Here is a 25894-nt window from a genome sequence, read left to right as displayed (position 1 = left end):
GCCCCTCACTTGCGGGCCTTCACCGGATCCTTGACGTCCTTGATCGTCGCGAACTCGACATTGTGGAGCTCGGAGCCGACCTTCTGCGTCTTGCGGACATAGATGTTCTGGATGATGTCGCGGGTGTCGGGGTCGATCTTGATCGGTCCGCGCACGCTCTCCCAGCCGGCGCCCTTCATCGCTGCGATCAGCTTGTCGCCGCTGGTGTCGCCCTTGGTCGCCTCGAGCGCCTTGGCGATGAGCGCCATGCCGTCATAGCCCCCGACGGCCATGAAGTTCGGCCGCATGCCGGGATTGGCCTTCTGGAAGGCCTCGACGAAGGCCTTGTTGGCAGGACTGTCATGGGCCGCGGAGTAGTGGTGCGTGGTGATGGCGCCCTGCGCGACCTCGCCGATGCCTTCGAGGATATCGTCATCGACCACATCGCCGGGGCCGATCAGCTTGACGCCAGCCTTGTCGAGGCCGCGCTCGACGAACTGCTTCATGAACTGCGCGCCGACGCCCGAGGGCACGAAGACGAAGAGCGCGTCAGGCTTGGCTTCCGAGACGCGCTGCAGGAAGGGCGCGAAGTCCGGATTGCGCAGCGGCACGCGCACGCTCTCGACCGTGCCACCGGCCGTCTTGAACTTGTTGGCGAAGGAGGTCTCGGCGTCGATGCCCGGCCCATAGTCGGTGACCACCGTGAAGACCTTCTTGATGCCGTTCGCCCAGGCCCAGTCGGCCATCGGCTCGGATGCCTGCGGCAGGGTGAAGGAGGTGCGCGCGATATAGGGCGAGGCTTCGGTGATCGAAGCCGTTGCCGCCGCCATGACGATCTGCGGCACCTTCGCCTGCGTCGCGATCGGCGCCGTAGCCATGGCGAGCGGCGTCAGGCCAAAGCCGGCGAGCACCGCGACCTTGTCATTGACGACGAGTTCCTGCGCCAGGCGCCGCGTCGTGTCGGCATTGCCCGTGTCGTCCTTGAGTATGACCTCGATCTTGCGGCCGCCATGGACGGCGCCCTCCTTGGCGAGAAACAGCTTCACGGCGGCATCGATCTGCCGGCCGGTCGAGGCGAAGGGTCCCGTCATCGGCAGGATCAGCCCGACCTTCACCGCCTCCTGCGCCAGCGCGAAGCCGCTCGTCGAGCCGGCAAGCGCCAGCCCCAGCATGCCACCGAGAATTGTCCTGCGAGCCGTCATTTGCCGTTCCTTCCCCTGCTGCGGCCTTCTGCGAGGCCTGTTCTTGGTGTCAATCGTCATCGCGATAGACGAGGCCTGCTTTGGCGAGGCCTTCGCGCATAGCGTACATGTCCAGCCCGAGTTCGCCAGAGGCGAGACGCCGGCGCTTCTCGTCCTCCAGCGCCTCGCGCTTGCGGGCGGTCGCGGCGACCGCCGCCGCCTCCAGGCGCGGCACGACCACGACGCCGTCATCGTCGGCGACGACCACGTCGCCGGGATGGACGAGCGCCCCGGCACAGACGACCGGGACATTGACCGAGCCCAGCGTCGCCTTGACCGTGCCCTTGGCCGAGATCGCGCGCGACCAGACCGGAAAGCCCATCTCGGTAAGGACGCGCACGTCGCGCACGCCGGCATCGATGACGAGGCCGATGCCGCCGCGCGCCTTCAGCGAGGTGGCGAGGAGGTCACCGAACATGCCGTCGGTGTTGTCGGTGGTGCAGGCGACGACGAGCACGTCGCCGGGCTTCACCTGCTCGATCGCGACATGGATCATCCAGTTGTCGCCTGGCTGGGCGAGGACCGTGACGGCGCTACCGGCGATCTGGGCGCCGGCATAGATCGGCCGCATATAGGGCTTCATCAGCCCGACCCGGCCCATCGCCTCATGGCTGGTGGAGACGCCGACCTCGGCCAGGGCCGCGATGTCGGGCGCGGCCGCACGCTTGTCGGTACGGATGACGACGGGGTTCATGCCAAGGTCTCCAGCGCTTCGGGGAACAGCCGCTGATAGGCCTCGCCATAGGTCATGGCCTTGCCGGAGTTGCGGCCGCCCTGCATGCCGCGGTTCAGCGCCACGCGGGTGTAGTATTCCCAGAGATGCTTCTGGGCGGCGAGAATCTCGAAGGCCTTGCGCTTCGCCTCCCAGACCTCGTCGATGTTCAGGATGACGTTGGGCTTGAAGTTGCACTGCTCGGGCTGGTGCGGCTCGAACAGGAAGACCGGCGGCGCGGCATAGGCGCGTTCCGGGTCGGGCTTGTGGCCGGCCGCCTGGGCGATGATCCGCGCCTCCTGAGCGAAGCGCGTCGCCTCGGGATGGTCAACATTGTAGGGGTCCTCCAGCGCATGCGTCAGCACGAATCTGGGGTTCAACTCGTGGAAGATGTCGATCGCCCGGTCGAGCATCGCCTCGGTCGTCCGCAGCGGATAGTCGCCGGCATCCATGAACTCGATCTCGGCACCAAGCACGGCCGCAGCCTGCTCCGCCTCGTCCCGGCGCTGCGCCTTGACGTCCTCCATCCTGACGCCTGCCTTCTTCCAGGCGAACTGGCTTTCGCCGCGCTCGCCATAGGACAGGCAGAGGATCTTCACGCGAAAGCCGCGCTTCGCATGCAGCGCGATCGCGCCGCCGGCGCGCCAGACGAAATCGCCCGGATGCGCCGTAATCACCAGACCTGTCTTCGGCAGGCTCGACATGGGCTCAGGATCCTCTCTAGCTCAGACTCATTCGGCGGCGCGAAGCCGCCCCGAAGCGAAGACGCGGGCCGGCACATAGGCCTGCCCATCCATCAGGATGCGGGCGGTGCGCAGCAGCCCCGCGCGTTCGACGACCGGGCGCTCGGCTGTGCCGCCGATCGTCAGGGCGACGGTGAACTCCCCCGTCGGGTGCTCGACCGAGATGGTGCGTTCGTGCCCCATCGGCATGTCGACGACAGAGGCCGCCGGCGAACCGGGCAGCGCAGCCGCCGTTGCGACCGTGACCGCGGCGAAGACGCCGATCGAGGCATGGCATTCATGCGGGATGAAGCTGCGCGTGCAGATCGCGCCGCCGGCCTGCGGCGGTGCGACGAGCGCGATCTTCGGCACGACCTTAGCCGTGACGTCGCCCAGATTCATCAGCGGGCCGGCCGCAAGCCGGATGCGCTCGATCCGGGCCTTGAGTTCGGCATCCTTGTCGAGCGCCTCGCGCGGCTCGTACCCGGTACGGCCGACATCGGCGGCGCGCAGGACGATGACCGGCATGCCATTGTCGATCAGCGTACAGGGCACGCCGTCGACCATGTCCACAGCGTTGCCGGTCGGCAGCAAGGCGCCGCAGACCGAGCCTTCGGTGCCCAGAAAGCTGATCGCGATCGGCGCGGATGTTCCCGGCACGCCATCGATGCGGGCCTCGCCATCGACGGAGGCCTGCCCGTCGCCGGTCTCCATGACCAGATCGGCGATGGTGCCGGTGTTGAGCGTGCGGACCCGGACGATCGTACAGGCGCCCGACGCCGCCACCAGCCCGCGCGCAAGGGCAAAGGGGCCGATGCCGGCAAGAATGTTGCCGCAGTTCGGCGTCGTATCGACGGTTCCCGTCTCGATGCCGACCTGGGCGAACAGAAAGTCGACATCGCAACCCGGCTCGCTCGATCGCGAGACGATGGCGACCTTGCTGGTCAGCGGATGCGCCCCGCCGAGCCCGTCGACCTGTCGCTTGTCGGGAGAGCCCATCACCGCGAGCAGGAAGGCGTCGCGCGCAGCCGTGTCGGCCGGGAGGTCATCGCGCAAGAAGTACGCGCCCTTGGAGGTGCCGCCGCGGATTAGCATGCAGGGAACGGCGATCTGGCCCATCGACTCACTCCGTCGCCTTGATGCCGGCGCGCGTGATGACGTCGCGCCAGAGCACCAGTTCCGAGCTGATCAACTGGCCGAAGCCATCCGGGGATTCCGGCCGTGCGATGGCGCCGTCGCGGGCAAGCGCCGCGGCGAACTCGGACTGGCCGAGCAGCGCGTTGATTTCGCGGTTCAGCCGGTCGACGATCGCGCGGGGTGTGCGCGCCGGCGCGACCAGACCATACCATTGCACCGCCTCGAAATCAGCCAGACCGCCTTCGACGAGCGTCGGCAGGTCCGGTGCGAAGCCAACGCGCGCGCGGCTGGCGACGCCGAGCGCCCTGAGTTGCCCGCCTTCAGCCAGAGGCAGCACGGCGGGGCCGCCGGTCAGCGTGAACTGGACATTGCCGGCGACGAGGTCGTTCACCGAGGGCGCCGTACCTCGATAGGGCACATGCACTGCCTCGATCCCGGCGCGATAGGCGAGATAGGCGCTGGCGATATGGGCCGCGCTGCCCTGGCCACCCGAGCTGTAGTTCAACTTGCCGGGATTCGCCTTGGCATAGGCGATGAACTCGCCGAGCGTCCTGGCCGGCAGCGTCGGGTTGATCGCGAGGATGTTCGGCACCAGCGCCACAAGCGCGACCGGCTGGAAGTCCTTGAGCGGATCATAGGGCACATTGGGATAGAGCGAGGGCGCGAAGGCGAGCGTGCCGATATGGCCCATCATCAGCGTGTGGCCGTCGGGCTCCGACTTCGCGACCTGTCCGGCCGCGGTCATGCCGCCGGCGCCCGGCCGGTTCTCGATCACGAAACCCTTGCCGGGAATCGCCTGCTCCAGCTTGGCCGCGATCATCCGCGCCAGCAGATCGGTGCTGCCGCCCGGCGTGAACGGCACGACGATGCGGATGACCTGCGTCGGCCAGGCGGGCTGGGCCAGGACGCGGCTCGGCAGCGCGACGCCGGCCGCGCCCAGTCCTGTCAGGACATTGCGTCTGTTCATCATCGCAGCGTCCCCTCTGCTGCCAGCCCATAAGGCGAAATGCCGGCGGCTCCCATCCGAGATGCCGGCCGGACGCAGCGCCCGTCGAGGACGCGCCGCCATTGCCCGCGACGATGGCGACGAATGATTGTGTGATCAAATGAGTTGATTGCAGCGATTGATGAGATTCGTGCAGGAATAAATCAAACTTCCAGAGTCTCGCCCTTGAGAGAGCGGATGACGAGGTCGAGCATCTCGCAGGCTGCGGGCCTGAGTGGAAGTCCCTTGCGGGTGATGATGCCGACGGTGCGCGAAACGGTCGGCGAACGCAGCGGGATCGCCACGAGGTCGTTGGCAGAGACGAGGTCGAGCGCGAGCTGGGGCACGATGGTGCAGCCGATCCCCGCTCGCACGAAGCTGACGGCGGTGATGACGCGCTGGACCTCGTAGCGCCAGTTCAGCATCTCGCGCCGCGATCCGAGTGCATCGTCGATCAGGATGCGATTGCCGGTCTCGGCGCTGATGCGCACGAGCGGCAGATCCTGCAGTTGCGACCAGGTCAGCGACGTCGACGTCGCCAGCGGCCAATCCCGCGGGCAAACGAGCACAAAGCTCTCCTTCACCACAGGCTGCAGATCAAGGTCCCAGCGATTGGCGGAAACAATGGTGACGCCGAACTCGGCTTCGCCGGACTGTACCTTGTCGGCGATCTCCGAGGCCGAATTGTCGTGGACCTTCACCTGGACGCCTGGATGCCTCCGGACGAATTCGGAGATCACCGCCGGCATGCAGCGGGTCGCGATGGTCGGCAGGCAGCCGACCACGACGCGCTCATTGGCGTCGCTTGCGCCGAGGCGGAGTTCCTCGAGCGCGCTGCCAAGATCGTCGAAGGTTCGCTTGGCGCGTGGCAGCAGGGCGACGCCGGCCGGCGTCAGCGAGACCTTGCGTGTCGTGCGCAGCAAGAGCGGCGTTGCCAGCGCTTCCTCGAGCTTGCGGATGCGGTGGCTCAGGGCCGTCTGCGAGAGGTTGAGATGCGAGGCGGCGGCGTGGAAGCTGCCACGTTCGGCAATGCTCACGAAGGCCTGCAAGCCGAGGACGTCGATTCTCATGATGCTTCGCCTCCCAGCGGCCCACCTCGCCCTTCGGGTGTCGGTTTCGGCGACGCCATGAGAGAGGGAGTGGGCCCCACACATGAGACGCAAGGGCTTGCTTCCGCAACCTCGACCTTGCGCCGACAGCGCCCGCCCGATGCGCCGGCCCTCTCGCGCTGGGCTCATGGGTCGGCCTATGGTCTGCCGCGCCGGACAGTGCCGGCAGGGTGGACGCCATCATGAGATCGCGACTCAATGCGCGGCTGAAGCTGCGGCAGATCGAAATCGTCCTCGCCGTCGCCGAGCAGGGCAGCTTTCTGGCGGCCTCGCACAAGCTGAGCATCACGCAGCCAGCGGTCTCCAAGGCGGTGCAGGATGTCGAGGAGATCGTCGGGCATCCGATCTTCGACCGGATGGCGCGCGGCGTGATGATCAACCAATTCGGCCGGGCCGTGGTCGAGCGTGGCATGGCGATGATGTCTCTGGTCGAGCGGCTGGCCGACGACATGATCCAGATCGAACAGGGCCAGGCGGGAACCTTGATCATCGGCGCGCTGCCGACGGCAGCCTCGAGCGTGCTGCCGTCGACGCTCGGGAGGCTTAAAGTCACCAATCCCGAGCTCAACGTCCGGATCGTGCAGGGGCGGACCGCCGAGCTGATGCCAGAACTGGAAAGCGGCAGGCTCGACCTCATCGTCGGCCGGCTCTACGAGCTGGAGACCGACCACGACGTGCAGCGCGAGACGATCTATCACGAGCCGATCTCGATGCTGGCGCGCGCCGGCCACCCCCTGCTCGGCGGCGCGCCGCCCGACGCGGCGGCGATCGCCGCTTTCGGGCTGGTGCTGCCCTCACTGGAACAGCGACTCGGCCAGGAGGTCGACAGCGTGATCGCCTCGAGCGGCCTGTCGATGCCGTCCTCGCTACTGCGCTCGACATCGATCTCCTTCATCCGGGAGCTCGTGCTGACCAGCGATTTCGTCACGGTGCTGCCGCGGTTGATGCTGGCCGGCGACCTCGGCCGCGGCACCGCCGGCGTCGTGCCTGTCTCTCTGAGTTCCGGCCGCCGTCCGGCCGGGATCATCACACTGCGACACCGCCGCCGGCCTCCCTCCATCGCCGCGTTGCTGGCCGCCCTGCGCGCCCATTTGCGCGAGCTGCGGGCGAGCGGATTGCTCGACGAGGATGGCGGTGCGCCGGTCATGGCGGAGACGGCCTGATATTCCCAGGGCTTATAGCTAATCCCGGCAAGGCCGCGAAGACCTGCCCGCCCGTCGCCGCTAGCGTGAGCCTCCGTATCCGCTTGCAGGCTGCCGACCATGCTCCAGACCATTGCCCGCCAGGGCGTCTCCGACGCCTGCCTCGATCTGCTGTTCCGCGAGGCGAGGACCTATTACGGCTGGCTTCCCCACCCGGTGCCGGAAGAACAGTTGCGCGCTCTGCACGAACTCGCCCGGATGCCGCCGACGAGCAGCAACATCAACCCGCAGCGCATCGTCTTCGTGGTCTCGCCCGAGGCCAAGGAGCGGCTGCGACGCGGCTTGAAACCCGGTAATGTCGACAAGACCATGGCGGCGCCGGTCACGGCGATCCTCGGCATCGACATGCGCTTCTTCGACCATCTCGAGAAGCTCGCGCCGCATGCGGTCGACAAGCGCGCCGGCTATCTCGCCGACCCCGACCTCGCCTTGCGCGCAGCCTTCCGCAACGCGACCCTGCAGGGCGCCTATCTGATCATGGCGGCGCGCGCGCTCGGGCTCGATTGCGGGCCGATGTCGGGCTTCCTGCACGATGTCGTCGACGAGGAGTTCTTCCCGGACGGACGGGTGAAGTCGAACTTCCTCGTCAATATAGGCCATGGCGACCCTGCCAGCCTGAAGCCGCGCGGCGCCCGCTTCGGCTTCGACGAGACCTGCCAGATTCTCTGAACGAGGCCGGGCGACCAGGCCCCGGCAAGGAGGTCCGTCATGGACATGCAGACAAATGCCCGGAGCAATCCGCCGAGGCTGTGCTTCATCGGTTTCGGCGAAGCCGGACAGGCTTTTGCCGGCGGGCTGCTCGAGGCCGGCATCGCCGAGATCTCGGCCTTCGACATCGCGCCCGATCCGGCGCGGGTCGCAGGACCCGCACAAAAGCTGGGCGTCAGGCTCGCTGCCGACCTGCCTTCGGCGCTGTCGGGTGCCGATTTCGTGTTCTGCGCGGTGACAGCGGCCTCCAGCCTCGACGCGGCTCGTGCCGCGTCAGCCCATCTCGCGCCCGGCCAGATCTTCGTCGACGTCAACTCCGTCTCGCCCGGCCGCAAGCGCGAGGCCGCAGCGGCGCTCGGCCCGGGCAGACGCTATGTCGACCTCGCGATCATGGCGCCGGTCCATCCGCGCCGCCACGAGACTCCCTGCCTGGTCGCCGGCGACGACGCGGCTGCGTTCGTGGAGATGTTCTCGCCCTTCGGCATGGCCCTGAAGCAGGCCGGCTCCGAGATCGGCTCGGCGACGATCATCAAGATGGTCCGCAGCGTCATGGTGAAGGGGCTGGAGGCGCTGAGCTATGAGTGCTTCATGGCGGCCCGCGCCGCCGGCGTCGACGCGGTGATCCTCGACTCGCTCAAGGGCAGCTATCCGGGCCTCGATTGGCCGAAGCTCGTTCCCTACAATGTCAGCCGCATGCTCCAGCATGGCACCAGGCGCGCCGCCGAGATGCGCGAGGTCGCCGCAACGCTGCGGGAACTCGGCGTCGATCCGGCGGTGACAGAAGGCACGGTCCTCCAGCAGGAGCGCCTTGGTGCGCTCGGGCTGCCCGGCGACCCCAATGACGGCTTTACGCTGCTCGACCTCGTGGCGGATGCCCTGGCGGCACAGGCTCGCGCGAGCTGATAGTCGCCAAAGTTATACATTGAGCGCCGGACGCGCAGAAGACCGGTCCGCGCAAAGCCTTTAGCCAGAATGGAAGAATCAGAGCCGGCGCGGGCCACCGGGCGCTATCGAGCGTCCGAGCCGCCGCAACCCGGCAGGGAGGCAGGCGATGAGTGAAACGATGACGGCCGAGAGCGGGACCGTGGCGCAGCGCCCCAGGCCCCTGGACAAGATGAGCGTCCTGCCGGGCCATCGCTCGCTCTACATCGACGGCGCCTGGCGCGAGCCGCTCGCCGGCGGCAGCCTCGCCTTGACCAATCCCGCGACTGGCGCCTCGCTCGGCATCGTCGCCCAGGCCGGCCCGGCCGATGTCGATGCCGCGGTCGCGGCCGCCCGCCGCGCCTATCGCGTCTGGAAGCAGGTCGCGCCGGCCGAACGCGCCAAGATCCTGCGCCGCATCGCCCAGATCGTCCGCGCCAATGCCCGCGAGCTCGCGCTGATCGACGCCATCGACGGCGGCAATCCCGTGCACGAGATGGAAGGCGACGTCGCCAATGCCGCGGCGCAGCTCGACTTCTTCGCCGGGCTGGTGACCGAGATGAAGGGGCACTCGGTGCCGCTGGGGCGCGACTCCGTCAATTTCTCGGTGCGCGAGCCACGCGGCGTGATCGGGCGCATCATCCCCTTCAACCACCCCTTCATGTTCTGCGCGGCCAAGTCCGCGGCGCCGCTGGCGGCGGGCAACACCGTCATCGTCAAGCCGCCGGATCAGGCCCCGCTGAGCTCGCTGCGCTTCGCCGAACTCATCGAGGGCCTGCTGCCGCCGGGCGTGTTCAGCGTCCTGCCAGGCGGGCGCGATGCCGGCGCGGCGCTGGCGGCGCACCCCGACGTCGCGATGATCTCGCTGATCGGCAGCGTCCAGGCCGGGCGCGCCGTGATGAAGGCCGGCGCCGACACGATCAAGCCCGTCCTGCTCGAGCTCGGCGGCAAGAACGCGCTCGTCGCTCTCGCCGATGCGGACCCGGATGAAGTCGCCGCCGCCGTCGTCGCCGGCATGAACTTCACCTGGTGCGGGCAATCCTGCGGCTCGACCAGCCGCGCCTTCATTCATGACGCGATCCACGACGCCGTCGTCGCGCGCATCGCCGAGCGGGTGAAGCACTTCAAACCGGGCGATCCGAGCGATGACGCCACGACCATGGGCGCCATCATCAGCGAGACCCAGCTCGCCAAGGTCATGAGCTTCATCGCCGACACCAAGGCGGAGGGCGCGACGCTGCTCTGCGGCGGCGGGCGCCCGTCGGACCCCGCTCTCGCCAAGGGCCATTTCGTCGAGCCGACCGTCTTCACCGGCGTCACGCCCGAGATGCGCCTTGCCCGCGAGGAGGTCTTCGGCCCCGTGCTCGCCGTCTTCCGCTGGACGGACGAGGCCAGCATGCTCGCCACCGTCAACCGCGTCGAATACGGCCTGACCTGCTCGATCTGGACGAATGACGTCCGCGACGCGCACCGCCTGGCCGGCGAGGTCGAGGCCGGCTTCGTCTGGATCAACGAGGTTTCCAGGCATTTTCTCGGCACACCCTTCGGCGGCTACAAGCAGTCCGGCATCGGGCGCGAGGAGTGCATCGAGGAACTCCTCAGCTACACCCAGGAAAAGCACATCCACGTCAATCTGAAGCGGCCCGCGCGCAGCTGAGCGCGGGCCCGAAGCCCGCTCGACAAGCCCCATGCCAAGGCTCCGAGAAGAGAGCCGGCGCCAAGCAACATCCCAGGGAGAGACAAAAGATGGCCGCCATCCGCCCTTCGCTCGCGCGCCTCGCCGGCGCGGCTCTGCTCCTGTCGGCAACCGCCGGCCCGCTCGCCGCGCAGGCGCCGGCCTATCCGCCGGACCGCATCACCCTGATCGTCGCCTTCGCGCCGGGGGGCTTCGTCGATTCCTTCGCACGCATCATCGGCCAGAAGCTCAACGAGAAATGGGGCAAGGCCGTCACCGTCGAGAACAAGGCGGGTGCCGGCGGCAATACCGGCGCCGCGCAGGTGGCCGGCGCCAAGCCGGACGGGCTGACCCTGCTGGTGACATCGACCGCGATCGCGATCAACGAGACGCTCTACAAGAAGCGCGACTATTCGCTCGACCAGCTGGTGCCGGTGTCGATCTCGGTCTCCTCACCCGAGACGATCGCGACGCACCCGTCGAAGCCCGGCACGCTCAAGGAATACCTCGCCTGGGCCAAGGGCAACGACATCAACTTCGCGACCGCCGGCGTCGGTTCGGGCTCGCATCTCGCGGCCGAGTACTTCCTCAAGGTGATCGCCAAGACGCCGGCGACGCATATCCCCTTCCGTGGCGGCGCCCTCTCGGTGCAGGCGGCGCTCGGCAACCAGGTCGATATGGTCGCCTCGTCCTTCGGCATCATCCCGCAGGTGCAGGAGGGCAAGCTGAAGGGCCTCGCCGTAGCCAGCCAAAGCCGCGTCGCGGCGATGCCGGACGTGCCGACCTACACCGAAGCCGGCTTCCCCTTCGTCGCCGAATCCTGGGTGGCGGTGCTGGCGCCCGCCAAGACCCCGCCGGCAATCGTCGAGGCGCTGAATGCCGCGATCGGCGAGATGCTGGCGGATCCGGCCAACCGCAGCAAGCTGCTGGGCATGGGCTACCAGATCCAGAACCGGTCGGTCCCGGAGACCTCAGCCTATCTCAAGGACGAGGTCTCCAAATGGGGCGAGATGGTCCGGACCGTCGGCGCGACCGTCGAGTGAGCCTCCAGGTCGAAACCGCAGGGCGGACCGGCGGGTCGGCCATGGAGAAACGGACATGACACCGACGAATGACGCTCGTCCCGGCGGCCTGCGGCTGCGCTCGCCGCAGAATCTCGTCGCCGGCCTGATCCTTGTCGCCGCCTCCGCCTTCGTCGTCTGGATGCTGAGTGGGCTGTCGCAGGGTACGATGCGGACGATGGGCCCGGCGATGCTGCCGCGCTGGACCGCGGTCGCCATCGGGATAGGCGGCGCTGTGCTGGTCGGACTCAGCGCGATCCAGGAGGGCGACGCGCTCGAGCGCTGGCATCTGCGCGGGCCGCTCTTCATCATCGCCGCCCTCGTCATCTTCGCCGGCACGATCCGCCAACCCGGCTTCCTCGTCGCGGCCCCGCTGGCGATGCTGGTGGCCGGGTTCGGCTCCCGCGAAGTCCGCCCGCGCGAGCTCGTCATCTTCGCGGTGGTGATGACGCTGGCCTGCGCATTGCTGTTCCGGTTCACGCTGAACCAGCCTTTGCCAATGCTGGTGATCCCGGCGCTTTCGCTCAATTTCTGAGGGGCCGATGGATCTGATCTCCAATCTCGGGCATGGCGCAGCGATCGCGCTCTCGCCCGTCAACATCGCGCTGTGCTTTGCCGGCTGCATGCTCGGCACGCTGATCGGCGTGCTGCCCGGCATCGGGCCGATCGCGACGATCGCGATCCTGCTGCCGCTGACCTTCGGGCTAGACCCGACGGCCGCGCTGATCATGCTCGCCGGCATCTACTACGGCGCGCAGTATGGCGGCTCGACGGCCTCGATCCTGCTCAACATCCCCGGCGAATCCAGCGCCGTGGTGACCGCGATCGACGGCCATGAGATGGCCCGCCAGGGCCGCGCCGGCGTGGCGCTCGGCATCTCCGCGATCGGCTCCTTCATCGCCGGAACGATCGCGACCCTCGTGATCGCGGCACTCGCCGGCCCGCTGGCGTCGGTCGCGCTGGTGTTCGGACCGGCCGAGTACTTCGCGCTGATGCTGACCGGCCTCGCCTTCGCCGTGCTGCTGGCACGCGGCTCGGTGCTGAAGGCGGTGATCATGATCCTGGTCGGGGTGCTTCTCTCCGCCGTCGGACCTGACCTGACGACCGGCCAGCTGCGCCTGACCTTCGGCGCCACCTGGCTCGCCGACGGCATCGAGGTGGCCCTGCTCGGCATGGGCCTGTTCGGCATCGCCGAGGTCTTCCGCAGCCTGGAACATGGCGAGGCGCGCAAGGTGAAGGAGGCGCCGATCGGCAACCTCCTGCCCGGCCGCGCGGAGATGCGGACCTCGATCAACCCGATCCTGCGCGGCACCGCGCTCGGCTCGGTGCTCGGCATCCTGCCCGGCAATGGCGCGGTCCTGGCTCCCTACGCCTCCTATACGCTCGAGAAGAAGCTGGCGGCCGACCCCAAGCGGTTCGGAAACGGTGCGATCGAAGGCGTGGCCGGGCCTGAATCGGCCAACAACGCCGGCGCACAGACCTCCTTCATCCCGCTGCTGACGCTCGGCATCCCGCCCAATGCGGTGATGGCGCTGATGGTCGGCGCGATGACGATCCACGGCATCGTGCCCGGCCCGCAGATCATGACCAAGATGCCCGACCTGTTCTGGGGCCTGATCGCCTCGATGTGGATGGGCAACCTGATGCTGCTGGTGATCAACCTGCCTCTGGTCGGTCTCTGGGTGAAGCTACTGCAGGTGCCCTACCGGCTGATGTTCGTCGGCATCGTGATCTTCTGCTGCATCGGGGTCTACTCGATCAATAGCGAGCCGGCCGACATCCTGATCATGGCTGCGCTGGCCATCTTCGGCTACGGCCTGACCAAGTTCGGCTTCGAGCCGGCGCCCCTGACACTCGGCTTCGTGCTCGGCCGGATGATGGAGGAGAACCTCCGCCAGGCGCTGATGATCTCGCGCGGCAATCCGATGACCTTCCTCGAACGCCCAATCGCCGCCGCCTTCATCGTCATCGCTGTCGCAATGCTGGTCGTCGGCGTGCTGCCCGCGATCCGCAAGGGCCGCGACGAGGTCTTCACCGAATGACATCCGGGCGAACAGCCCGCCGGCCGCGCGAAGCGACGCCGGGCGCCCTCCAAAGACGGACGACACCATGAACGAGCAAGCGGATACGAAGGCGCCGGCCGAGCGTCGCTGGGGCAGCGACGTCGTCGCCGAAACGATCAGGGCGCTGGGCTACCGCCATGTCGCGCTCGTCCCCGGGGCCAGCTTCCGGGGGCTGCATGACAGCCTGGTCAACCATCTCGGCAATCATGATCCGGCGATGATCGTCTGCCTGCACGAGGAGCACGCCGTCGCGATTGCCGATGGATTCTCGCGCGTTGCGCAGGAGCCGATGGCGGTGATCCTGCACTCCAATGTCGGGCTGATGCACGCGACGATGACGATCTTCAACGCCTGGTGCGACCGCCGGCCGATGCTGATCATCGGCGCGACGGGGCCCGTCGATGCGCATCGCCGCCGACCCTGGATCGACTGGATCCATACCGCCCGCGACCAGGGCGCGCTGGTGCGTCCCTACACGAAATGGGACGACCAGCCGGCCTCGGCGGAGGCCGCCGTCGAATCCGTCCTGCGCGCCGACCAGATCGCACGAACCCTGCCTATGGGGCCTGTCTATGTCTGCCTCGACGCCGAGATGCAGGAGACCGAGCTCGACCGCGAGGTCCATGTCCCCGATGTCGCCCGCTTCCGCCCGCCGCGTCCGGCGGCGGCACCGGCCGAGGATCTGCAGCGCGTCCTCGACGTGCTGCGCGGCGCGCGCGCGCCTGTCCTGCTGATCGGCCGCGTCTCGCGCGACTCCGGCGACTGGGACCGCCGCATCGCGCTCGCCGAGGCGCTCGGTGCGACCGTGCTGACGACGACACACAACGCGCCGGGCTTCCCGACCGAGCATCCTTTGCATGGTCTGGCCCCGGTCGGCGAGCGGCCGAACGAGGCGGAGATCGCTTTGCTAAAGTCTGCCGACGCCATCGTCAGCCTCGACTGGCACGACCTCGCCGGTTTCCTCAGCGCACGTTGCGGCGCCTCACAGACGCAGGTGCCGCTGGCGACGCCGATCATCCACTGCTCGCTCGACGGCCATGTCGCCAATGGCTGGAGCATGGATCACCAGGCGGTCGCCGCCGTCGACGTTAGGATCGCTGCCGACCCCGACCGCTTCGTCGGTCAATTGCTCGAAGCTGTGACAGCGGCCGGCGACTGGCCCGAGGCAGAGCCGATCATCGCCCCTGCTGAGCACTGGACCGTGTCGGCTGCCGCCGGCCCCGACCGCGCGGCGATCTTCAACTCCGAACAGCTCGCCTTCACAGTCGCCGCCTTCGCCGAGGGACGCCACGTCACCTTCGCAAGGCTTTCATTCGGCTGGCCGCGCTCGGCCTGCCGTTTCCGCACGCCGCTCGACTTCCTCGGCAAGGATGGCGGCGGCGCTGTCGGCACCGGACCCGGCCACACGATCGGGGCGGCGATCGCGCTGCGCGATTCCGGCCGGATGACCATCGGCGTGATCGGCGACGGCGATTATCTGATGGGCGTCAACGCGCTGTGGACGGCGTCGCGCGACCGCGTGCCGATGATGCTGATCGTCGCCAACAACCGCTCCTACTTCAACGACGAGGTCCATCAGGAGCGCATGGCGAAGGCGCGCTCGCGCCCCGTCGAGAACAAGTGGATCGGCCAGCGCCTCGACGATCCGCCGCCGGACATCATCGGGCTGGCGCGCGCGCAGGGCTTCGAGGGCGGCAGCCCGGTGCGCTCCGTCGACGAACTCCACGCCGAACTGGAGCGCGGCGCGGCGATCGTCGCCGGCGGTGGCCGCTACATCATCGATGCGCTGATCGTGCCGGGATACTCCGACAAATGAGCACGCCCGCTACCTCGGAACCCCGGCTCAGCGTCGGCTGCGGCGCCTATGACCGGACCTGGCCGCTGATCGCCGGCCTGATCCGGCCGGAGGGATTTTCGCTCGACTGGTCGGTGCTGCCGCCCGAACAGGTTTTCCTGCGCGGCATGCTCGGCGGCGAGTTCGACATCACCGAGATGTCGCTGAGCACCTATCTGCTACTGCGCTCGCGCGGAGACAGCCGCTATGTCGGCCTGCCGCTGTTCGTCTCACGGAAGTTTCGCCACAGCGCGCTCTATGTCCGGACCGATGCCGGGATCACCAAGCCCGAGGATCTCATCGGGCGGCGCGTCGGCGTGCCGGAATATCAGCTCACCGCCAATGTCTGGGTGCGCGGCCTGCTCTCGGACGAGTATGGCGTCGCATCCGACGCGATCCACTGGATCATCGGCGGAATCGATGCCCCCGGCCGCGAGGAGAAGGTGCCGGTCACGCTGCCCGAGCGCTTCAAGACGACGCGCCTGCCCGCCGGCGAGACGCTGTGGGACTGGCTGCTGGCGGGAAAGCTGGACGCGATCATCGCGCCGCGCGCGCCGGAAGCCTTCGCCCAGGGCCATCCGGCGATCCGGCGGCTCTTCGACGACGTGCCGGCCGCCGAAAAGGCCTACTTCCGCAAGACCGGACTGTTCCCGCTCATGCACCTGATCGGCATCCGCAACGACGTGCTGGAGCGGCATCCCCGCCTGCCAACCGCCCTGACCGAGGCCTTCGAGAAGGCGAAGGCCTTCGCCGCCCATGAGCTGCATCAATTCGCCTATGACACGGCGATGCTGCCCTGGCAGGAGAGCGCGCTTCGCGAGACGCAAGCCGTGATGGGGAGGGATTACTGGGCCTATGGCACCGCGACGAACCGCCGGGCCATCGAGGCCATGGCGCGCTATTCCTGGGAGCAGGGAATCACGGAGAGGCAGCTTTCGGTTGAGGAGATCTTCCCGCTCTGACGCCGGTCGCGCCGATCGCCTCGGTTGATGGATGCCTGCGGATCATCTACCCGAAGCCGAGCCTAGCGCGACGGGGTCCGAGATGCCGCGCTACGGACGTCAGGGCTGTTCCGGGGCTAGCCGCATTCCATGCCGATCGAGCATTTCGACACTGTCATCCTGGGCGCCGGCGCCGCCGGAATGATGTGCGCGATCCATGCCGCCTCGCGCGGCGGACGCGTTCTCGTCGTCGATCACGCCACCGCTCCCGGCGAGAAGATCCGCATCTCCGGCGGCGGTCGCTGCAACTTCACCAATATCGGAACGAGCGCGCGCAACTTCCTTTCGAGCAACCCGCATTTCGCCAAATCCGCGCTTGGCCGCTACACCCAGCATGATTTCGTCGCGCTGATCGAGAAGCACGGCATCGCCTATCACGAGAAGACGCTCGGGCAGCTCTTCTGCGACCATTCCGCCAAGGATGTCATCGCGATGCTGCTCAACGAGATGGCGCGCGTCGCATGCGATTTGCGCCTCAGAACCACGCTCGAAAGCCTCGAGCGGATCGAAGACGGCTTTGCCGTCACGCTTGGCGGCGATGGCGCAGCCCCAATCCGGTGCCGACATTTCGTCGTGGCATCCGGTGGAAAGTCCATCCCGAAGATGGGAGCGACCAGCCTCGGCTACCAGATCGCCGGCCAGTTTGGCCTGGCGGTGACGGAGACACGCCCGGCCCTGGTGCCGCTGGCTTTCGGGGAGGATCTTCTCGCCGGGTTTCGCGAGATTGCCGGCGTCGCCGCGGATGCGCGCGTCTCCTGCGGCAAGACCTCGTTCGACGAGGCGCTGCTGTTCACGCATCGCGGACTTTCCGGGCCCGCCATCCTGCAGATCTCCTCGTATTGGCGCGAGAAGGACCCGATCAGGATCACGTTCGAGCCCGCACAGGACATCTTCGCGCGGTTGCGGGCGTCGCGGCAGGAGAACGGTCGCCGCAGCATCGGCAACGTGCTTGGCGATATCCTGCCGAAGCGGCTGGCGGCCTATCTGGCGGATGCCCATGGCTGGGCCGGGCCGATCGGCGATGCCAGCGACAAGAAGCTCACGGCGATCGCTTCCACCCTCCAGCGCTGGGAGGTCACGCCAATCGGATCGGAGGGCTACCGGACCGCGGAGGTGACGCTCGGTGGTGTCGATACGGCCGGCCTGAACTCGCGGACGATGGCGGCTACAGCGGTCGACGGCCTCTACTTCATCGGTGAAGTGGTCGACGTCACGGGCTGGCTCGGCGGCTACAATTTCCAATGGGCGTGGTCGTCAGGCTGGGCGGCGGGAACCGCCATCGCCGAACGCGCCGGGTGAGAGCCACGTGCCGATTTCAACCGCGAACGGCTTGGATTTCCCGGGCAGCTGACGTGTGCTTTGAAAAGATGGAGCGGGCGATCGGGATCGAACCGACGACATTCAGCTTGGGAAGCTGACGTTCTACCACTGAACTACGCCCGCATGCGTCCGGTGCCGCCTATCGCGCGTAGCCGAAGCAGGCCGTTCATAGCGGGTCGCGCGGCGGGTGTCATCCGGGAATCGCGCGGCGTGAGCAAGCGCCGGGCTCAGTCCTTGAAATGCTTCGAGAGCTTGAGCGCCTGGCCCTGATAGTTCGACTTCAGGCCGGCGCCATAGAGAGCCGCGGGACGAGCCGCCATCGCCTCATAGACCAGCCGGCCGACGATCTGGCCGTCCTCGATGATGAAGGGCACATCTCGCGAGCGAACCTCAAGCACGGCGCGCGCGCCTTGGCCGCCGGCCGCGCTATGGCCGAAACCGGGGTCGAAGAAGCCGGCGTAATGCACGCGGAACTCGCCGACGAGCGCGTCGAAAGGCGTCATCTCGGCGGCGTAGTCCGGCGGGACATGGACCGCCTCCTTGGAGGCGAGGATGTAGAACTGGCCGGGGTCGAGAATCATCGAGCGCGAGCCGTCGGCGTGGATCGGCTCCCAGAACTCGGAGGCACGATAGGCGCCGACGCGGTCGACATCGATCAGGGCGGTGTGGTGCTTGCCGCGATAGCCGATGAGCCCGTCGAAGCCTGACAGGTCGACACTGACGGCGACGCCGCTCTGGAAAGAGGGATCGGCAGCGCTGACGAGCGTCTCACGCTGGTGCAGCTCGCCCAGGGCCCGGTCGTCGAGCTTCGTTTCTCCGGCGCGAAAGCGGATCTGCGAAAGCCGCGAGCCTGACCGCACCAGCACCGGGAAGGTGCGCGGCGAGATCTCGATGAAGAGCGGGCCTTCATAGCCGTCCTCGATCAGGTCGAACTCGCGCGAGCGATCGGTGATGACACGGGTGAAGACGTCGAGCCGCCCGGTCGAGCTCTTGGGGTTGGCGGCCGCGCGCAGGCCCGCCGGCAGCGCGAGGCCCTCCATCAGCTCCGCGACATAGACGCAGTCGGTCTCGAGGACCGCGCCCTTGCTGAGGTCGATCTCGTGCAGCGCGAGCTCGTCGAGGCGCTGGCGGACCGTGCGCTCCGGTCCGGGCAGAAAGCTGGCGCGAACGCGATACGCCTTCTCGCCGAGGCGCAGGTCCAGGCTGGCCGGCTGGATCTGGCCGTCGGCCGGCGGATGGGCGAGCCTGATCGCCCCGCCTTCGATGAAGGCGCGAATGCAGCTGTCTGGCTGAATACCGGGCTTGAAGGGCAGCATGCGAAATCCGCGGGAACAATCGGCTACAGCTATCGAAGCCTTGGGCAAAGGCCAAGCATCGGGCAGGCCATGCATACTGCCGACCAGGGGTTGTCCACGCGAGAATCGTGCAAGCCGGCCTGCCCCGCCGCCTCGTATGTCTGAAAACCGCATTCCCCTTTCAGGCCCGACGATCTAACAAGGCATCCGGGCGGGAGGACGGACACGTCAGGGACGGAGTCGTCGCGATGTATCAAGCGGAGACGCATGGCGTGCGCGTGACGGCCGCGCCGAGCTTCATGGAGGGCGAGTCCTCGCCTGCGCAGGGTCGCTATTTCTGGGCCTACACGATCGAGATCCTCAATCTCTCGGCTCGCACGGTCCAGCTGATGAGCCGCCACTGGTTCATCACCGACGGCCATGGCGAAGTCCATGAGGTGCGCGGCGACGGCGTCGTCGGCCAGCAGCCGGTGCTGCGCCCAGGCGAAAGCTACAGCTACACTTCCGGCTGCCCGCTGATGACACCCGACGGCGCGATGCGCGGCTTCTACGCCATGCTCGGCGAGGACGGCACGATCTTTGATGTCGAGGTCCCGCTGTTTCCTCTCGATTCCCCTTATGTGAAGAAGGTCCTGCATTGACTGCCAATTCGCCGACAGGGCAGCGCTACGCGCCGCTCGACATGCTCGCCAAGCTCGTCGCCTTCGATACGGTGAGCCACAAATCCAACCTGCCGCTGATCGCCTTCGTGGAAGACTATCTGGCGGGGTGGGGCGTCTCCTCGGTCCGCATCCCCAATGCCACCGGCGACAAGGCCGCGCTGTTCGCCACGATCGGCCCGCAGGACCGCGGCGGCGTTCTGCTGTCGGGACATACCGATGTCGTGCCGGTCGAGGGCCAGGCCTGGAGCCGCGATCCGTTCACGCTGCATGTCGAGGACGGGAAGGCCTATGGCCGCGGCGCCGTCGACATGAAGGGCTTCATCGCGCTGGCGCTCGCCCTGGTGCCGGATTTCCTGGCGGCCGATCTCAAGACGCCGATCCATCTGTTCTTCTCCTATGATGAGGAGGTCACCTGCCTCGGCGTCGTCGACGGCATCGCCCGGATGGGGAAGGACCTGCCGAAACCGCGCGCCGTCATCGTCGGTGAGCCGACCTCGCTCGAACTGGCCGACGCGCACAAGGGCATCCGCACCTTCTTCACGACGATCACCGGCGTGCCCGCGCATTCGTCGAAGCCGCATCTCGGGGCAAGCGCCGTCCATGGCGGCATCAGGCTCTCGGCCGGCCTCGTCGCCTTCGCCGACGAGCGCGAGGCGAAACCGGACGACAGCGGCCGCTTCGACCCGCCCTATGACACCGTGCATGTCGGCAAGTTCCATGGCGGCATCGCCCGTAACATCCTGGCAGACCGCTGCGACCTGTCCTGGGAGGTCCGCACCCTGCCGGGCTCCGACCCGGAGGATGTGCCGGTCCGCTTCGCCGCGCTGTCACAGGAGGTGCTCGCACGGATGCGCAAGACCGCGCCCTCGGCCACGATCGAGACGGTGATGAGCTCGGATGTTCCTGGCCTCGCGCCCGATCCGGGCTCGGAAGCCGAGACGCTGGTCATGCGGCTTGCCGGGCGCAACCGCACCATCGCCGTCGCCTATGCGACCGAGGCGGGGCATTTCCAGCGCGCCGGGCTGCCGACGATCGTCTGCGGGCCGGGCTCGATCGACCAGGCGCATCAGCCCGACGAGTACATCACGCTGGAGCAATTCGCCGCCGGCGAGGCCTTCATGCGCAAGCTGATGGCGGAATGCCGAAGCTGAGACCGATGCCGGGAGCGGCGCCTCAGCGGGCGGCCGCTTCCGCCTCGATCAGCCGCACCAGCTCGTCGAGCGCCGAGAGGCGGGCGATCCGCCGGTAGCGCGCATGGCCGGCTGGTTCCTCGGCGTGCTCGAGCACCCAGGTCAGCTCATGCGGAATGTGAACCGCCCATGAGCCTGCTGCGAGCGCCGGCAGGATGTCCGATTTGAGCGAGTTGCCGACCATCATCGAGCGCTCAGGCCCGTCACCGTGGTGCGCGAAAATGCGGCGATAGACCGGTTCGGTCTTGTCGCTGACAATCTCAACGGCATCGAAGAGGTCTCCGAGCCCCGATTGCGCGAGCTTGCGCTCCTGGTCGAAGAGATCGCCCTTGGTGATCAGCACCAGCCTGTAGTCCGCGGCAAGCGTTGCCAGCGTCTCGCGCGCCTGAGGCAGCGTCTCGACGGGGTGCGCGACCATCTCGCGGCCGGCGGCGAGGATCTCGGCGATCACCGAGGCCTTGACCTCGCCCTTCGTGATCTCGATCGCAGTCTCGATCATCGAGAGCACGAAGCCCTTGATGCCGAAGCCGTAGAAGGCGAGGTTGCGGCGCTCGGCATCGAGCAGTCGGCCGGAAATCTCGGCCGCCTCGCCATGGGCGCCAAGCAGATCAACGAAGCGCTCCTCGGTCAGGCGGAAGAACTGCTCGTTCTGCCAGAGCGTGTCGTCGGCATCGAAGCCGATCGTGGTGAGACTGCGCCCCATGCCATCCTCGGATTGCCGGCCAGAGCCTGATCAGGCGCCTGCGGAAAGGCCCGCCTCGACCTCGGTCGCCGCAAAGACATAGCGCCGCGAACAGAATTCGCAGGTGATCGCGAGCGTGCCGTCGTCGGCCACCATCGCCTGGCGATCATCGGCCGAGAAGCCGCGCAGCATGCCGAGCACGCGCTCACGCGAGCAGCGGCAGTCCTCATGCACCAGGACCGGCTCGAAGACGCGGGCGCCACGCTCATGGAACAGCCGGTAGAGCAGGCGCTCGCTTTCCAGCAATGGATCAAGCAGCTCGTGGTCCTCGACCGTCTCGACCAGCGAGCGGGCCTCGGCCCAGGCATCGTCGCTGACGCCATCAGGATCCGGACTGGTCAGGATCTCGTGGCCCTCCGGGGCGTCGCCGGGGTGGATGTCAGCGGCGCGCAGGCGATCGACGGAATGCGGCATGAACTGCACGAGCAGCCCACCGGCGCGCCATTGCCGGCCCTCGCCGGTGACGATCGAGCCGACACCGAGGCGAATCCGGCTCGGAATCTGCTCGGACTGGCGGAAATACTGATGCGCGGCTTCTTCAAGGCTCTGCCGGGTCAGCGCCACCACGCCCTGGTATCGCGTCGTGGCCGAGCCCTGGTCGACGGTCATGGCGAGGTGCCCTTCGCCGAGCAGCTCGCCGGTGCTGACCTTGCCTTCGGCGACGGCCTGGGCGAGGGCGGCCTCGTCGAAATGGGCGACGGCGCGATAGACGTCAGGTGCGTTGAAATCGACGACCATCATCGAGATCGGTCCGTCGCTCTTGGTCTGGAGCTGGAAGCGGCCCTCGAATTTCAGCGCGGTGCCGAGCAGGACCGTCAGCGCCGCAGCCTCGCCGAGCACGCGCGAAACGGCCTCGGGATAGCCGTGACGAGCCAGAATGGTGTCGATCGATGCTCCGAGCCGGACGACGCGGCCGCGCACGTCGAGATCGGGCACGGTGAACGGCACCACCCGATCGTCGAGGGCTGCGCTCGTCGCACCATTTTCCAGATCGGCCATCAGGCTGCGACCCTGCCGAAGCACCAGGCGAGGATGCCCTTCTGCGCATGCAGACGGTTCTCGGCCTCGTCGAACACCGCCGATTGCGGCCCGTCCATCACCGCATCGGTGACCTCCTCGCCGCGACTGGCGGGCAGGCAATGCATGAAGATCGCGTCCTTCTCGGCGCGGCCGAGCAGACGCTCATCGACCTGGTAGGGCCGCAGCAGGTTGTGGCGCGTGCCTTCCTCGTCGCCCATCGAGACCCAGCAATCGGTGATGACGCAATCGGCGCCTTCGACCGCGGCCTCGGGCCGGTTGGTCAGCGACAGCTTCGCGCCCTGCTTCCTGGCCCAGTCGATCAGCGCCGGCGGCGGCGCCAGCTCTTCCGGCGTCGCGATGGCGAGCTCGAAATCGAGCCGGCCGGCGGCATGGACCCAGGAGGTCAGTACGTTGTTGGTGTCGCCGGTCCAGGCGATGCGCTTGCCCTGGATCGGGCCCTTGCGTTCCTGGAAGGTCATGACGTCGGCCATGACCTGGCAGGGGTGCTGGCGCTTGGTCAGACCGTTGATCACCGGAACCGTGGCATGTCGCGCCATCTCGACCAGCGAATCGTGATCGAGGATGCGGATCATGATCGCATCGACATAGCGCGAGAGCACGCGGGCCGTATCCGCAATGGTCTCGCGCTCGCCGAGTTCGATCTCATGCCCGGCGACCATCATCGGCGAGCCGCCGAGCTCGCGGATGCCGACATCGAAGGAGACGCGGGTGCGCAGCGAGGGCTGCTCGAAGATCATCGCGATGACCTTGCCTTCGAGCAGGCGGTCGGAGGCGGCATCCGGCGTGCGACGGCGCGATTTGATCTCCTCGCCGGCACGCAGGATGGCGCGCAGCTCGGTCGCGGAGAAATCGGAAAGATCGAGGAAATGGCGCGTCACGGGCGCTTCCTTCGCTTCTATGGAATGGATCGGTGCTATTCGGCCGCGGGCCGGTTCAGTGTCGCCTCGACAGCGCCGGCGGCACGATCGAGGCGCGCGACGGCGTCCGCCACTTCCGCATCGCCGATGATCAGGGGGGGCAGCAGGCGCACGACATTGTCGCCGGCAGCCACGACGAGCAGGCCTGCGGCCCGCGCCTCGGCGACGAAGTCGGTGTTCGGCGTATTCAGCTTGAGGCCGAGCATCAGCCCCTCGCCGCGGATCTCGGCGATCACCTTCGGATGCTTGTCCTTGAGCTCGGCGAGCGACTGCTTCAGGCGCAGCGCCGTTTGCGCGACATGATCGAGGAAGCCCGGCGCGAGGATGACATCCAGCACCGCGTTGCCGACGGCCATGGCGAGCGGATTGCCGCCGAAGGTGGTGCCGTGCGTGCCCAGTGTCATGCCCGAAGCCGCCTCCTCGGTGGCAAGGCAGACGCCCATCGGGAAGCCGCCGCCGATGCCCTTGGCAACCGACATGATGTCGGGCGCCACGCCCGACAGCTCATATGCAAAGAACTTGCCGGTGCGGCCGACGCCGGTCTGGATCTCGTCGAAGATCAGCATCAGGCCATGCTCGTCGCAAAGCTCGCGCAGCAGCCGCAGGAAGCGCGCCGTGGCCGGGCGCAGCCCGCCCTCGCCCTGGATCGGTTCGACCATCAGGGCTGCGGTCTCGGGGCCGATCGCGGCCTTCAGCGCAGCCTCGTCGTCGAAAGGCACCTGGTCGAAGCCGTCGACCTTGGGGCCGAAGCCGTCGATGTATTTCTGCTGCCCGCCGGCGGCGATCGTCGCCAGCGTGCGGCCATGGAAGGCGCCCTCGAAGGTAATGATCCGGTAGCGCTCCGGATGGCCTTTCGCAGCGTGGTACTTGCGCGCCATCTTGATGGCGCACTCATTCGCCTCGGCGCCAGAATTGGTGAAGAAGGCGCGATCGGCAAAGGTCGCCTCGCAGAGCCGGCGCGCCAGCCTCTCGCCCTCCGGCATCGTGTAGAGGTTCGAGGTGTGCCAGATCTTGCCGGCCTGCTCGGTCAAGGCCTTGACCAGATGCGGATGGGCATGGCCGAGCGCGTTGACGGCGATGCCGGCGCCGAAATCGAGATAGCGCGTGCCGTCGGCGGTGATCGCCCAGGGCCCCTCACCGCGCTCGAAAGCGACGGGAGCGCGGGCATAGGTCGGAAGCAGGACGGATTGGGAAGCGGAAACGGGGGCAGAGGCCATGGGATGCGATCCTCGCGACGGGCGACAGGAGAACGGATTGGCGCTGGACTGAAAACGGTGGTCCGGGCGGGGCGACGGCAGCTCCTAGCTGCACAGCCGAATGCGACCGGGCGACGACGCTATCGTCGCAGCCAGCTTCCGACTTCTCGTCGCGCCGTCATCCGCATCGTGGAAGGCCCTGATCCGCAAACATAAGCGCCGCCCGGAAGGGCGGCGGCGATACGTCAACAACTATGCAAAAGGGCGCCGCCCCTGTCAATTCCATGCCGGGGCGGGAGTGTTGCCGAAAGGATTCGCTTGACGCGCGATTGATGAAAGCTCTGGGGAAAAGGCGATTTCGGATTCGCCGACTCTTGTGGCCGAGTCCGGGCATCTTGTATGGTCGCCCCTGTCAGATACGACATCTCGTGCGGCGACCCCTGTACCGTCAGTTTCGGCTGTAACGGCTTCCGTTTAGCGACGGACGCCGCCGGTATCGGATTCCGCCATGATCCGCCCCTAGGACGGCTCCGCCAAGAGCCGGCCGGAGAAGACAGGTGAGCCCGATGAACGAAGCCGGAGCATGGACGGAAGAACGCGTCGAGCTTCTGAAGAAGCTCTGGAGCGACGGCCTGAGCGCCAGCCAGATCGCGGCCGAGCTCGGCAACGTGACGCGCAACGCCGTGATCGGGAAAGTGCATCGCCTGGGCTTGTCGGGCCGCGCCAAGAATCCCGCTGCCGCCAGCACGCCCCGCACCTCCACCCCTCGTAAGACCCCGACCCGCTCGCCGAGCCATCCGATGAGCGGCGGCCCGGGCGCGACCCAGGGGATGACGCGCGGTGCCAACGCGCTCGCCCCGCAATATTCTCCAGAAGCTGAGGCCGAAGCCGAGCAGGAGCCGATGCCGTCCGAGGACGTGGTGATCCCGTTCTCCGAGCGGGTCACGATCATGGATCTGCGCGAATACATGTGCCGCTGGCCGATGGGCGATCCGACGACCCCCGAGTTCCGCTTCTGCGGCGCTAGGTCCCAGACCGGCATGCCCTATTGCGGTTACCACGCCCGCATCGCCTATCAGCCGGCTGCAGATCGCCGTCGCGATCGCAGCAAGGTCGCACGGGCCTGAGGCAAGCAGCCTGACCGATCGTCAAAAGCCGGCCGCGAGGCCGGCTTTTTTCGT

At 67.6% G+C, this 25894-nt stretch carries 24 protein-coding genes and 1 tRNA gene; 13 read left to right on the top strand and 12 right to left on the bottom strand.

What is annotated here, in order from left to right; all coding sequences use genetic code 11:
* Nucleotides 1-5: 5 nt before the first annotated feature.
* The 6 genes from VGN82_RS06365 to VGN82_RS06340 form a co-directional block, all read right to left on the bottom strand.
* On the bottom strand, nt 6-1181 hold the full coding sequence (locus VGN82_RS06365; protein WP_327526158.1) for an ABC transporter substrate-binding protein: 1176 nt from the start codon (nt 1179-1181) through the stop codon (nt 6-8).
* A 49-nt stretch (nt 1182-1230) separates the two neighbouring features.
* Nucleotides 1231-1914: a 4-carboxy-4-hydroxy-2-oxoadipate aldolase/oxaloacetate decarboxylase gene (locus VGN82_RS06360; RefSeq protein ID WP_327526157.1), complete on the bottom strand. Its 684-nt coding sequence runs from the start codon at nt 1912-1914 to the stop codon at nt 1231-1233.
* The gene (locus VGN82_RS06355; RefSeq protein WP_327526156.1) at nt 1911-2636 is read right to left on the bottom strand and encodes a PIG-L deacetylase family protein; all 726 of its coding nucleotides are present in this window, start codon (nt 2634-2636) and stop codon (nt 1911-1913) included. Before VGN82_RS06355 ends, VGN82_RS06360 begins: the two co-directional genes overlap by 4 nt.
* A 27-nt stretch (nt 2637-2663) precedes the next feature.
* A complete protein-coding gene (locus VGN82_RS06350; RefSeq protein ID WP_327526155.1) occupies nt 2664-3773 on the bottom strand; it encodes a 4-oxalomesaconate tautomerase in 1110 nt (369 codons plus the stop codon).
* A 4-nt stretch (nt 3774-3777) separates the two neighbouring features.
* Nucleotides 3778-4761, bottom strand: a complete 984-nt coding sequence (locus VGN82_RS06345) for a Bug family tripartite tricarboxylate transporter substrate binding protein (RefSeq protein WP_327526154.1) — start codon at nt 4759-4761, stop codon at nt 3778-3780.
* Nucleotides 4762-4940: 179 nt separating this feature from the next.
* Nucleotides 4941-5846, bottom strand: a complete 906-nt coding sequence (locus VGN82_RS06340) for a LysR family transcriptional regulator (protein ID WP_327526153.1) — start codon at nt 5844-5846, stop codon at nt 4941-4943.
* 221 nt (nt 5847-6067) lie between these two features.
* Between VGN82_RS06340 and VGN82_RS06335 the strand changes: the two genes are divergently transcribed.
* The 10 genes from VGN82_RS06335 (at nt 6068) to VGN82_RS06290 (ending at nt 17649) form a co-directional block, all read left to right on the top strand.
* Nucleotides 6068-7048: a LysR substrate-binding domain-containing protein gene (locus VGN82_RS06335; protein WP_327526152.1), complete on the top strand. Its 981-nt coding sequence runs from the start codon at nt 6068-6070 to the stop codon at nt 7046-7048.
* 99 nt (nt 7049-7147) lie between these two features.
* Complete coding sequence (locus VGN82_RS06330) at nt 7148-7756, top strand: malonic semialdehyde reductase (RefSeq protein WP_327526151.1); 609 nt, start codon at nt 7148-7150, stop codon at nt 7754-7756.
* A 39-nt stretch (nt 7757-7795) separates the two neighbouring features.
* Nucleotides 7796-8698, top strand: a complete 903-nt coding sequence (locus tag VGN82_RS06325; protein WP_327526150.1) for an NAD(P)-dependent oxidoreductase — start codon at nt 7796-7798, stop codon at nt 8696-8698.
* Between the two features lie 148 nt (nt 8699-8846).
* On the top strand, nt 8847-10373 hold the full coding sequence (locus VGN82_RS06320) for an aldehyde dehydrogenase family protein (RefSeq protein WP_327526149.1): 1527 nt from the start codon (nt 8847-8849) through the stop codon (nt 10371-10373).
* An 89-nt stretch (nt 10374-10462) separates the two neighbouring features.
* Nucleotides 10463-11434: a tripartite tricarboxylate transporter substrate-binding protein gene (locus tag VGN82_RS06315; protein ID WP_327526148.1), complete on the top strand. Its 972-nt coding sequence runs from the start codon at nt 10463-10465 to the stop codon at nt 11432-11434.
* Nucleotides 11435-11489: 55 nt separating this feature from the next.
* The gene (locus VGN82_RS06310) at nt 11490-11987 is read left to right on the top strand and encodes a tripartite tricarboxylate transporter TctB family protein (protein ID WP_327526147.1); all 498 of its coding nucleotides are present in this window, start codon (nt 11490-11492) and stop codon (nt 11985-11987) included.
* A gap of 7 nt (nt 11988-11994) precedes the next feature.
* The gene (locus VGN82_RS06305; RefSeq protein WP_327526146.1) at nt 11995-13494 is read left to right on the top strand and encodes a tripartite tricarboxylate transporter permease; all 1500 of its coding nucleotides are present in this window, start codon (nt 11995-11997) and stop codon (nt 13492-13494) included.
* 67 nt (nt 13495-13561) lie between these two features.
* On the top strand, nt 13562-15331 hold the full coding sequence (locus VGN82_RS06300; protein WP_327526145.1) for a thiamine pyrophosphate-binding protein: 1770 nt from the start codon (nt 13562-13564) through the stop codon (nt 15329-15331).
* On the top strand, nt 15328-16311 hold the full coding sequence (locus VGN82_RS06295; RefSeq protein ID WP_327526144.1) for a substrate-binding domain-containing protein: 984 nt from the start codon (nt 15328-15330) through the stop codon (nt 16309-16311). Before VGN82_RS06300 ends, VGN82_RS06295 begins: the two co-directional genes overlap by 4 nt.
* A 135-nt stretch (nt 16312-16446) precedes the next feature.
* Nucleotides 16447-17649 (top strand): BaiN/RdsA family NAD(P)/FAD-dependent oxidoreductase, encoded by a 1203-nt coding sequence (locus tag VGN82_RS06290; RefSeq protein WP_327526471.1) that lies wholly within the window; start codon nt 16447-16449, stop codon nt 17647-17649.
* A 69-nt stretch (nt 17650-17718) separates the two neighbouring features.
* On the opposite strand, the gene VGN82_RS06285 is transcribed toward VGN82_RS06290, so the two are convergent.
* Nucleotides 17719-17793: transfer RNA gene (locus VGN82_RS06285), tRNA-Gly, on the bottom strand.
* Between the two features lie 104 nt (nt 17794-17897).
* On the bottom strand, nt 17898-18986 hold the full coding sequence (locus tag VGN82_RS06280) for a 2'-deoxycytidine 5'-triphosphate deaminase (RefSeq protein WP_327526143.1): 1089 nt from the start codon (nt 18984-18986) through the stop codon (nt 17898-17900).
* Nucleotides 18987-19213: 227 nt separating this feature from the next.
* Between VGN82_RS06280 and apaG the strand changes: the two genes are divergently transcribed.
* Nucleotides 19214-19606, top strand: coding sequence for a Co2+/Mg2+ efflux protein ApaG (gene apaG / locus VGN82_RS06275; RefSeq protein WP_327526142.1), 393 nt, complete (start codon nt 19214-19216; stop codon nt 19604-19606).
* The gene (gene argE, locus VGN82_RS06270) at nt 19603-20778 is read left to right on the top strand and encodes an acetylornithine deacetylase (protein ID WP_327526141.1); all 1176 of its coding nucleotides are present in this window, start codon (nt 19603-19605) and stop codon (nt 20776-20778) included. Before apaG ends, argE begins: the two co-directional genes overlap by 4 nt.
* Before the next feature lie 22 nt (nt 20779-20800).
* Here the strand turns inward: argE and VGN82_RS06265 are convergent, their stop codons facing one another.
* Genes VGN82_RS06265 through VGN82_RS06250 form a run of 4 tightly spaced genes read right to left on the bottom strand, consistent with a single transcriptional unit; the run spans nt 20801 to nt 24734 of the window.
* Nucleotides 20801-21520 (bottom strand): HAD family hydrolase, encoded by a 720-nt coding sequence (locus tag VGN82_RS06265; RefSeq protein WP_327526140.1) that lies wholly within the window; start codon nt 21518-21520, stop codon nt 20801-20803.
* A 30-nt stretch (nt 21521-21550) separates the two neighbouring features.
* Nucleotides 21551-22558, bottom strand: a complete 1008-nt coding sequence (locus tag VGN82_RS06260) for an Hsp33 family molecular chaperone (RefSeq protein WP_327526139.1) — start codon at nt 22556-22558, stop codon at nt 21551-21553.
* Nucleotides 22558-23478: an ornithine carbamoyltransferase gene (argF, locus tag VGN82_RS06255; RefSeq protein ID WP_327526138.1), complete on the bottom strand. Its 921-nt coding sequence runs from the start codon at nt 23476-23478 to the stop codon at nt 22558-22560. Before argF ends, VGN82_RS06260 begins: the two co-directional genes overlap by 1 nt.
* Nucleotides 23479-23513: 35 nt before the next feature.
* Nucleotides 23514-24734 carry an aspartate aminotransferase family protein gene (locus VGN82_RS06250; protein WP_327526137.1) on the bottom strand — a complete coding sequence of 407 codons (1221 nt, stop codon included), beginning with the start codon at nt 24732-24734 and terminating at the stop codon, nt 23514-23516.
* 545 nt (nt 24735-25279) lie between these two features.
* Between VGN82_RS06250 and VGN82_RS06245 the strand changes: the two genes are divergently transcribed.
* Complete coding sequence (locus VGN82_RS06245) at nt 25280-25840, top strand: GcrA family cell cycle regulator (RefSeq protein WP_327526470.1); 561 nt, start codon at nt 25280-25282, stop codon at nt 25838-25840.
* Nucleotides 25841-25894 lie beyond the last annotated feature (54 nt).

Origin of the sequence: Allobosea sp. (assembly GCF_035999205.1) — a bacterium.
In the GTDB taxonomy this organism is placed as follows: Bacteria; Pseudomonadota; Alphaproteobacteria; order Rhizobiales; family Beijerinckiaceae; genus Allobosea.
The sequence above is the reverse complement of the archived record's forward strand: the minus strand, read 5'-3'. Positions and strand labels throughout refer to the sequence as shown.